The organism is Shewanella ulleungensis, assembly GCF_014648315.1.
GTDB lineage: Bacteria > Pseudomonadota > Gammaproteobacteria > Enterobacterales > Shewanellaceae > Shewanella > Shewanella ulleungensis.
Map to the genome: position 1 here is coordinate 97,227 of NZ_BMQW01000012.1, position 9,129 is coordinate 106,355.

10 protein-coding genes are annotated in these 9,129 nt (G+C 41.5%); 7 read left to right on the forward strand and 3 right to left on the reverse strand.

Features of this window, described 5'->3' with window-relative positions; translation table 11 throughout:
* The first annotated feature begins 24 nt into the window (after positions 1-24).
* From IEY40_RS17905 to hemF, 3 genes are read left to right on the forward strand one after another with little or no spacing between them, the layout of a single operon-like run.
* On the forward strand, positions 25-588 hold the full coding sequence (locus IEY40_RS17905) for a DNA topoisomerase family protein (protein ID WP_188958618.1): 564 nt from the start codon (positions 25-27) through the stop codon (positions 586-588).
* Positions 589-627: 39 nt separating this feature from the next.
* Positions 628-1,194, forward strand: a complete 567-nt coding sequence (gene tsaC, locus IEY40_RS17910) for an L-threonylcarbamoyladenylate synthase type 1 TsaC (RefSeq protein ID WP_188958619.1) — start codon at positions 628-630, stop codon at positions 1,192-1,194.
* Positions 1,195-1,198: 4 nt separating this feature from the next.
* Positions 1,199-2,131, forward strand: coding sequence for an oxygen-dependent coproporphyrinogen oxidase (gene hemF / locus IEY40_RS17915; protein WP_188958620.1), 933 nt, complete (start codon positions 1,199-1,201; stop codon positions 2,129-2,131).
* A 29-nt stretch (positions 2,132-2,160) separates the two neighbouring features.
* Here the strand turns inward: hemF and IEY40_RS17920 are convergent, their stop codons facing one another.
* A complete protein-coding gene (locus tag IEY40_RS17920) occupies positions 2,161-2,595 on the reverse strand; it encodes a group II truncated hemoglobin (RefSeq protein WP_188958621.1) in 435 nt (144 codons plus the stop codon).
* Positions 2,596-2,766: 171 nt separating this feature from the next.
* Between IEY40_RS17920 and IEY40_RS17925 the strand changes: the two genes are divergently transcribed.
* Genes IEY40_RS17925 through IEY40_RS17940 form a run of 4 tightly spaced genes read left to right on the forward strand, consistent with a single transcriptional unit; the run spans position 2,767 to position 6,542 of the window.
* Positions 2,767-4,149 carry an amidohydrolase gene (locus tag IEY40_RS17925; RefSeq protein WP_188958623.1) on the forward strand — a complete coding sequence of 461 codons (1,383 nt, stop codon included), beginning with the start codon at positions 2,767-2,769 and terminating at the stop codon, positions 4,147-4,149.
* A gap of 11 nt (positions 4,150-4,160) precedes the next feature.
* Complete coding sequence (locus IEY40_RS17930; RefSeq protein ID WP_188958625.1) at positions 4,161-5,420, forward strand: amidohydrolase family protein; 1,260 nt, start codon at positions 4,161-4,163, stop codon at positions 5,418-5,420.
* Between the two features lie 31 nt (positions 5,421-5,451).
* A complete protein-coding gene (gene aroE / locus IEY40_RS17935; protein WP_188958626.1) occupies positions 5,452-6,285 on the forward strand; it encodes a shikimate dehydrogenase in 834 nt (277 codons plus the stop codon).
* Positions 6,285-6,542 (forward strand): DUF1488 family protein, encoded by a 258-nt coding sequence (locus IEY40_RS17940; protein WP_188958629.1) that lies wholly within the window; start codon positions 6,285-6,287, stop codon positions 6,540-6,542. The genes aroE and IEY40_RS17940 overlap by 1 nt, the downstream gene beginning before the upstream one ends.
* On the opposite strand, the gene IEY40_RS17945 is transcribed toward IEY40_RS17940, so the two are convergent.
* Both IEY40_RS17945 and IEY40_RS17950 read right to left on the reverse strand, forming a co-directional pair.
* On the reverse strand, positions 6,539-7,738 hold the full coding sequence (locus IEY40_RS17945) for a sensor domain-containing diguanylate cyclase (protein ID WP_188958640.1): 1,200 nt from the start codon (positions 7,736-7,738) through the stop codon (positions 6,539-6,541). The genes IEY40_RS17940 and IEY40_RS17945 overlap by 4 nt on opposite strands.
* Before the next feature lie 273 nt (positions 7,739-8,011).
* Complete coding sequence (locus IEY40_RS17950) at positions 8,012-8,557, reverse strand: gamma carbonic anhydrase family protein (RefSeq protein ID WP_188958630.1); 546 nt, start codon at positions 8,555-8,557, stop codon at positions 8,012-8,014.
* Positions 8,558-9,129 lie beyond the last annotated feature (572 nt).

Consider the following 9,129-nt stretch of genomic DNA (forward strand, 5'->3'; position numbering starts at 1 on the left):
ACAATATTATTTATTGAGAGCACCATGTCGAAAATTGATCAACAGTTGTTTACTGTCCACGAGCATGCACTGGAAAAAGAGTTTGAGCTTTGTCCTGTGTGTGGTTCTGAGCTGTCGGTTAAACACAGTAAACATGGCAGCTTTGTTGGTTGCAATAATTACCCAACCTGTGATTATACTCGGCCGTTAGTGCAACATGAGTCAATAGAAACACAAGTGATTAGTGGTTCTCAATGCCCTAAATGTGGCCATGAGTTGGCTGTCAAGTCTGGTCGTTTTGGTATTTTTATTGGTTGTACTCACTATCCAGAATGCACTCACATTGAAAAACATGACCACAGTAATGAGGTTGAGAAAATCGCATGTCCTCAATGTAATAAAGGTCATTTGGAGTCTCGGACCAGCCGTTATGGTAAGACTTTTTTTGCTTGTAGTGCCTACCCTAAATGCAAGTTTATCGTAAACTATCCTCCTTATAATGAGCCTTGCCCGGATTGTGGCTTTGGGATATTAGTGGAACGTAAAGGTGCTGCTGGCAGTCGCCTTGAATGTCCGCAAAAATCTTGTAAATATAAGCGAGCGCTTTAATTCGTTATCACCACCAATAAATTGATGAAAGGAAATCCAATGTTGCAATTGCAGCCATCGGCTGTCGCCACCACCATACTACAAGGTGGCGTAATAGCTTACCCAACAGAAGCTGTATTTGGTTTAGGGTGCGATCCTGATAATGATGCCGCCATCGAAAAATTGCTGGCAGTAAAACAACGACCTTGGCAAAAAGGGCTTATTTTGGTGGCAAGCTCATTTGAACAGCTATTACCTTACATTGATGTTGCTAAGCTGACGGAATCGCAGTTACAGTTTGCGCAATCAAAGTGGCCTGGGCCATTCACGTTTGTGATGCCAATCAGGGTACACGTATCAAAATTATTATGTGGTGAGTTTGATTCAATCGCGGTTCGAGTATCTGCTCATCCCGTTGTGCGTGAACTTTGCGACACGCTTAATAAACCATTAGTATCGACTAGCGCCAATTTAGCGGGAGAGCCTCCTGTGATAGATGCACAACAAATCCTCACTGATTTTAGCGATAAAATTGAGGCATTAATTTTAGGTCAACTTGGCGAGCAGCGTCAGCCATCGACCATTATTGACGCCCGCAGTGGTCAAATTCTTCGAAGTGGAAGTTAATAACATGTCCAATACCCAACACCAGGTGCCGGATGCACAACAGGTTAAGTCGTTTCTGTTGGCTCTTCAGCAAAATATTTGTCAGCGTTTAGAGCTGCTCGACGGTAAAGCAACGTTTAAAGCCGACTCATGGGAACGTGAAGAAGGTGGCGGCGGCACAAGTAGGGTGCTAACTCAAGGACAGGTATTTGAACAAGCAGGGGTTAATTTCTCGCATGTTATGGGGGCTGCTATGCCTGCATCCGCTACTGCACATCGTCCAGAATTAGCCGGTCGTAGTTTTGAAGCCATGGGAGTTTCATTAGTTATCCATCCTCATAACCCGTTTATTCCGACAACTCATGCTAACGTACGTTTTTTTATTGCCCGTAAAGAAGGCGCAGACCCCGTTTGGTGGTTTGGTGGAGGTTTTGACTTAACTCCTTATTATCCGTTTAAAGAAGATGTGATTAGCTGGCATCAAACTGCTAAAGATATTTGTGACCCTTTTGGTGAAGATGTTTATCCAAAGTATAAAAAGTGGTGTGATGAATACTTCTTTTTACCGCATCGAAATGAAACTCGTGGTGTGGGAGGCTTATTTTTTGATGATTTAAATCAGCCTGGTTTTGAACGTAGTTTTGCCTTTATGCAAGCGGTTGGTAATGGGTTTATCAAAGCTTATGCACCAATAGTAGAACGTAACAAAGCGTTAGAATATGGCGACGATGAACGTCAATTCCAGTTATACCGTCGTGGCCGTTATGTTGAATTCAACTTGGTTTACGATCGCGGTACTTTGTTTGGCCTACAAACTGGTGGGCGCACCGAATCAATACTGATGTCGATGCCGCCATTAGTCCGCTGGGAATATGCATTTGCCCCAGAAGACGGCACAGCAGAAGCAGAGTTGTACGACGTATACCTAAAACCACAAGATTGGTTAGCACAAGCTTAACTCTGAGCGAGTCCTCTCAACATAGAGCGCTATCGGTTACGCATATTGTCTGCTAATGTCGAAATAGCCTGAATAATTACTTGTTGATGTTCAGGCTTTTTTATTGAATTACTAATTGCCGCGCGCATGCATATTAACCACTGATCTCGCATCGACTCATCAATCGCAAAAGGCATGTGCCTTGATCTGAGCGCTGGGTGACCATGTTTTTGTTGGTACAGCTGCGGTCCGCCAAGCCAACCACTTAAAAATTCATATAATTTTTGCTCAGAGTCAGAAATGGGTGAACTATGAATAGCCAACAGGCTTTGAGTTTCAGGTCTAGTTTGCATTTGCAGATAAAAGTCATGAGCTATCGCACGGATCACTTTGTCGCCACCAATAATATCGTAAGCGTTAGATTGCGTCGTATCTCTATCATCAATTGTTTGTGGCTTAGCGAATAACTTACGTAACCAGTTCATATTGTCTGTGTTGAGGAATGTCAGCGCTATTATATCTAAAACTATATCGAAATCATTGCGATTGCTGGAACATTTAGTTGTTAACGTTTTGATACCAATTATTTAACGATTACGCTGTATTTCAATCGTTAACTTGGTTAGATTGGTCGCAAAATAAGAAAGGAGACCCTAATGGCAAAATTCACGCCTTCTTTGGTTGCTGTGGCGTTAGCTACCGCAATAGCCGGTTGCAGCCCTGCAGAACAACAAGACCCGCAAGTTATCATCAACGCTAATCCATACCCAAGCACTTATCATGCGTTACCTAATTCAACGATGTTACTTAAAAATGCCACCGTATTAACCGGGACTGGTGAGCGTATTAATGATGCTGACGTACTCATTAAAGAGGGTAAAATTAGCGCCGTAGGACAACAGTTAGTTGCTGAAGGCGCGGTGATTGTTGATGCCAAAGGTAAATGGATTACTCCAGGTATTATTGATGTGCATTCACATTTAGGTGTATATCCAAGCCCCAATGCTGAGTCACATAATGACGGCAATGAAATGACCAACCCTGTTACGGCTGAGGTTTGGGCAGAGCATAGCGTATGGCCACAAGATCCAGGTTTTAACCGTGCACGAGAAGGCGGTATTACCACGCTACAAATTTTACCCGGCTCAGCCAACTTAATTGGTGGGCGCGGGGTGACATTAAAAAATGTCCCAGCCACCACAATGCAAGCGATGAAGTTCCCCCAAGCGCCATATGGGTTAAAAATGGCCTGTGGAGAAAATCCTAAAAACCTTTACGGTAGCCGTAATGAATTACCCATGACACGTATGGGTAATATGGCAGGCTATCGAACCGCCTTTATTCAAGCAACTGAATACAAACGCGCGTGGGACAAATATGATGCAGACTACGCCGCAGGTAAAAACCCCGTTGCCCCTGAGCGTGATTTAATGAAGGACACTCTTAAAGGTGTACTTGAAGGTGACATCCTCATTCATAATCATTGTTATAAAGCCGAAGAAATGGCAATGATGATCGACTTAGGTAAAGAGTTTGGTTATCACGCAGGGACATTTCACCATGCAGTCGAAGCTTACAAAATTGCAGACTTGCTCGCAGAAAATGGTAACTGTGCAGCCATGTGGCCTGACTGGTGGGGCTTTAAACTTGAAGCTTACGACATGGTTCTTGAAAATGTAGCCATGGTTGATGCCGTAAAAAACTCATGTGCCATTGTTCACTCCGATTCTGGCGTGACTATTCAGCGCCTTAATCAAGAAACCGCTAAAATCATGCATGCAGCAAACGACAACGGTTTTGAGTTAACAGAACAACATGTGATTGGCTGGATTACCGCTAATGCAGCTAAATCATTAGGCATAAGTGACAAAACGGGTTCGCTTGAAGCCGGTAAAAACGCAGATGTAGTGATTTGGAATACCAACCCATTTAGCGTATATGCCCAAGCTGAAAAAGTATTTATTGATGGCGCCAAAGTGTATGACCGCCAAGACCCAGCCTTTCAGGCGCAAAGTGACTTTATGTTAGGTCAGCAATAAGGAGCAAGACAATGACACGATTTACCCAATCAGCACTTGCTATGAGCTTATCTATTAGTTTGGCTTTGAGCACGAATGTTGCTCAAGCAGAAAGCGTAGCAATTATTAATGCCACTGTGCACACAGCAACAGAACAGGGTGTACTAAACAATGCGACCGTGGTGATCGAAAACGGCACGATTACAGCGATTAATCCACAAAGCTCGCAAGCCGATAAGACTATCGATGCAAAAGGGGCAATGTTAACGCCCGGTTTTATCGCTGCGATGAATGATATGGGATTAGTCGAAGTCGGCGCTGTAGCCACCTCTAGGGATGCCAGTGACAAAGAGGCTAATATCACCTTTGATCCAAGCCTTGCTTTTAATCCTAAAGCCACCACCATTTCCTTTGCCCGTAAGGGGGGGATTACACGCAATATTGTCACCTCTGGAGGTGGAGAAAGTATTTTTGCTGGGCAAACATTTGTAGTAGACCTAACCGGTGAATTTGATAGTGTTATTGCTAGCAATACTGGTTTGTTTGTACAACTAGGGGCCACGGATGAAGGGTCTCGTGCAATGGGAATGCAGCAGCTTATCTATAAGTTAGATGACGCGAAAAAAGCACTTTCCCAAGAAAGCAAAACTCAAAAGAAAGCTAAAGATAGCAGTGATGAAGAGCCTAGTCGTGAAGACCGTGTGATTGCAGCTGTGTTATCTGGTGAGAAACCATTGATTGTAGCAGTTGACCGTGCGAGCGATATCATTCATTTAATTAAGCTTAAGCAAGATTATGACTTAGATGTAGTGATTGTTAATGGCGCCGATGCTGTGGTAGTCGCAGAGCAATTGGTTCAAGCCAATATTCCTGTGGTGATAGATGCCATGCGAAATTTACCAGACAGTTTTGACTCTCTGCATAACTCGCTTAATAATGCAGGTAAGCTTGCAAAAGCAGGCGTTAAAGTAGCGATTGCTTTACCTGGAGATAGCCATAGTATATATGCATTGCGCTACAGCGCTGGTAACGCGGTTGCGAATGGTATGAATTATGATGACGCACTTGCTGCTGTTACGGCTAACATTGCTGATATTTTTCATCTAGACAGCGGTCGTATTGCCGTAGGTAAACCTGCGGACTTAGTATTGTGGAGTGGCGACCCATTTGAATTTAGCAGTAAAGTTCAAAAAATGTGGATAGCAGGTGAAGAACAATCCTTACAAAGTCGCCAAGATGAGTTGCGAGAGCGTTATTTGAATAAAACAGATATGCCTGCAGGATATCGTTAGATTAAATCAATATGAATGAAGAGAGAGTTTGATGACCGACAAATACGCAGTATTTGGCAATCCTATTGCCCAAAGTAAGTCGCCATTTATTCATAGCGAGTTTGCAGAGCAAACTCAGCAAGATATGAGCTATGAAGCCATTTTAGCGCCGGTTGATCAATTCTCTGCTTCGTTAACTGAGTTTTTTGCTAACGGTGGTAAAGGCGCTAATGTTACTGCGCCTTTTAAAGAGCAAGCGTTTGTCATGTGTGATGAGTTAAGTGACATGGCTAAATTGGCTGGGGCAGTTAATACGCTGTTTAATTTACCTGATGGAAGAATTGCCGGTGATAATACCGACGGTGTCGGTTTGGTCAATGACCTGGAAATGCTGTTTGGTTCGTTAAAAGGTAAGCGCGTATTGCTGGTGGGTGCTGGTGGCGCGGCTAGAGGCTGTATTTTACCTATTTTGCAGCATAATGTGTCTCAATTGGTTATTTGCAATCGAACTCACGAGAAAGCCGAACAACTACAAAAGTTATTTAATGAGTACGGTAACTTTTTTGCTAAACCGATTGAAGAGTTAAATTCGCCATTTGATTTAGTGATTAACTCAACCTCAGCGGGTTTGTCGGGGCAGCTTATTTCACTACCCGATACTATCGTTGATGAAACTACGGACTGTTACGACATGACGTATAGTCAACAAACTACAGTCTTTAATCAATGGGCTCAAGATCAGCATGCACGTAAAACCGCAGACGGTTTAGGCATGTTAGTTGGACAAGCTGCGGCGAGTTTTAACTTATGGCGAGATGTTAACCCAGATAAAGGACCTGTTATGCGTAAGCTTCGAGAATTATTAGCACAAAAGGCCGTCGATTAATGAATCAAAGCGTCATTTTTACAGACCAAGTATTTATCGAAGTTGATAACGTGAGGTTTATCGCCCAACAGCAAGGGATGCATATCAATTGCTATGTCAGTTTCTCTGCCATCAGTAAGCTTTGCGATAAACAAGTTGTCAGTGAAGGCAATGCTATGTGTCTATTTGAGCAATGTCGTTTTGATATTGAAGACCAAGCTGAAGCATTGATCGAACAAGAAGCTTTTAATGACAGTGGTGACATTGTTCTAGTTTAAGGTTGATTACGTTGTTTCTTCATTCGCTTTTGACTGTACATATTATGATCAGCCTGTTTAAACGCGTTAGCCCAATCTTGATCATATTGGGCAAATCCATAGCTAAAATAAATCGCAGGGTCTAACTGAGATAAGTCATTTTGTAGCTGTGTTATTTGTTGCTCTAAGATATTGATGGGGCCACGACATAAAACAATAAATTCATCACCGCCATATCTCGCGACTAAAAAATGAGGATGCCATAGTGATTTTAAAGATTGAGCAAACGTCTTTAATGCATCGTCACCAGCTTGATGTCCGTGCAGATCATTCAAGGGTTTTAAATTATCCATATCTAAAATAATGATATAGCTTGCTAATTCAGGGTGGTGTTGCCATTGAAGAATCATAGCATCAAATTTTTTGCGATTATAAAGCTCGGTTAATCCATCATAATCTGCTAAGAGCTCAATTTTTTTAGATTTTTGATACAGTGATATTGCGTTTGCTGCTTCTGATGTAAGAATGTTAACTAGGTTTATATCGTAATCACTAAAGGCATCAATCTTATTACTATCTAAATTCATCATCCCGTAAAGCTCTCCGTCAATACGGATTGGGCTAGACAAGGTGGAACAAATTGGTTTTGTTGAAGCATTTGGGAGTACAAATTGATCATATTGCTTGGGGCTTTTAGCATTGATGTTACTAATGACAACCGTTTTATGGCAACGTCCTTGAGTCAATCGATATAAAAAGGTGTCTTTTAGGGTAAAGTTAATATCTTGCAAGGCATCACTATTTAGCCCAATCACAGATTCAAACTGCAACTGATTTGTCTGATTATCTACCAATATGATACTGCCCATTTCAGCATCATTTATAACATTTATAGCCTTTAGAAGTAGCGCATCTAAAAAAGCTTGTTCTGAATCGTATTGACTCGATAAGTTTACTAACTCATAAGTTGTGTCACTTATGTAGATTACATGTTCTAGATGTTGCCAAAGACGTAACATATTTTGTCTATGGGCCAAGTATGTTATGACGTAGCAAATTATGTAACCGCAACTAATGAGGGATAGGTATAGATAAGTACTAACCTCATCAAACACTATGAAGGTGATAATGCTGATGAGCAATAAAGGAATAATCAAGAGTATTAGATGCTGCTTAGCACCAAGATAGCTAATATATTTAGTCTTAGCGTGCTTCATGGCTTTCACTTAACCATCCTTGTTAAAAATCGGTGATAGCAGTTAGGTTTAAAAATAATATGTTATCTCAACTACAATAATGCTCAGTATAACGACTTATTATATTTATTGTTGCGACAATACATCGCGAAAATTACATCTGTATTGAGCTGCTATCATATAAGACCGCATTAGTTTATCAACCAATAGTATCAAAAAAAGTGTGTGGAGAGTGATGACAACGAAGGTATGTAATGGACCAAGGAAAACTTGGCCATTACACTGTAAAAAGGTTTATTGCTGTAAGTCTACTAAATACTCATTTTTTAAACGAACGTAGTTATCTGCCGAAAGTGGTAAAAAAGCACGTTCTTCTGGAGTTAATGGTCTTACTTGCTTACATGGACTGCCGACATATAAGTAGCCACTTTGCAAAGTTTTATTTGGAGGGACTAATGACCCCGCACCCACAATGACATCATCTTCTACTATTGCACCATCAAGTAATATTGCGCCCATTCCAATTAAAACCCGATGACCAATCTTACAGCCATGCAGCATTGCCTTATGGCCAATCGTTACATCGTCACCAATAATCAATGGATGACCTTCAGGGTTAGCAGCAGATTTTCGAGTAACATGTAATATGCTGCCATCTTGAACATTGCTACGTTTACCAATGCGGATCTTATTCACGTCTCCACGAGCGGCAACAAGTGGCCAAACACTCGCGTCATGATCTAATTTTATATCACCGACAAGCACAGCCGACTCATCAACATAGACACTATCAGCTAAATCAGGGTGTATTCCTTGGTAAGTTCTTACGTTCGTAGACATAACAATCCTTATATATTCATGGTTTATGACAGTATAATGCTTAAAAACTAGCTGGTCAGGCTAAATTATCTGCAAACAAGTCAAAAAAGATAAATAACCTTAAAAAAGGGGTTGCACTAAATCTCTCGGTGCCTATAATGCGCATCCACTGAAACGGCAGACAGCGAAAGCAGTCACCGAGTGAGGTTGAACCAAGTGCTTCAAAACACTGAGTTCAAGGCGAAAAGAAAGTTTGAAAAAACACTTGACGCCAACCCGGGAAAGCGTAGAATACGCAGCCCAAGCCAACGACCTAGCGTCAACGGCCACTAAGCGAAAGGTTGATTCTTTTGGTATTAGTACGCTCTTTAACAATCTAAACAAGAAATCTGTGTGGACATTCACAGGTATTGAGTTATTCGAAATTGTCTTCTTGTTCTTCGGAATGTAGGCAATCAAAAAATTTAACTCAATGATGAGAATGTTCATAGTAATATGACACTACAGCAATGTAGTGAGTAATTTGTAAGCTCTTTGAGCGAAGCGAATTATGACAGTAGAATTCATTGAGCCGAAATATTCTTAACCGAATA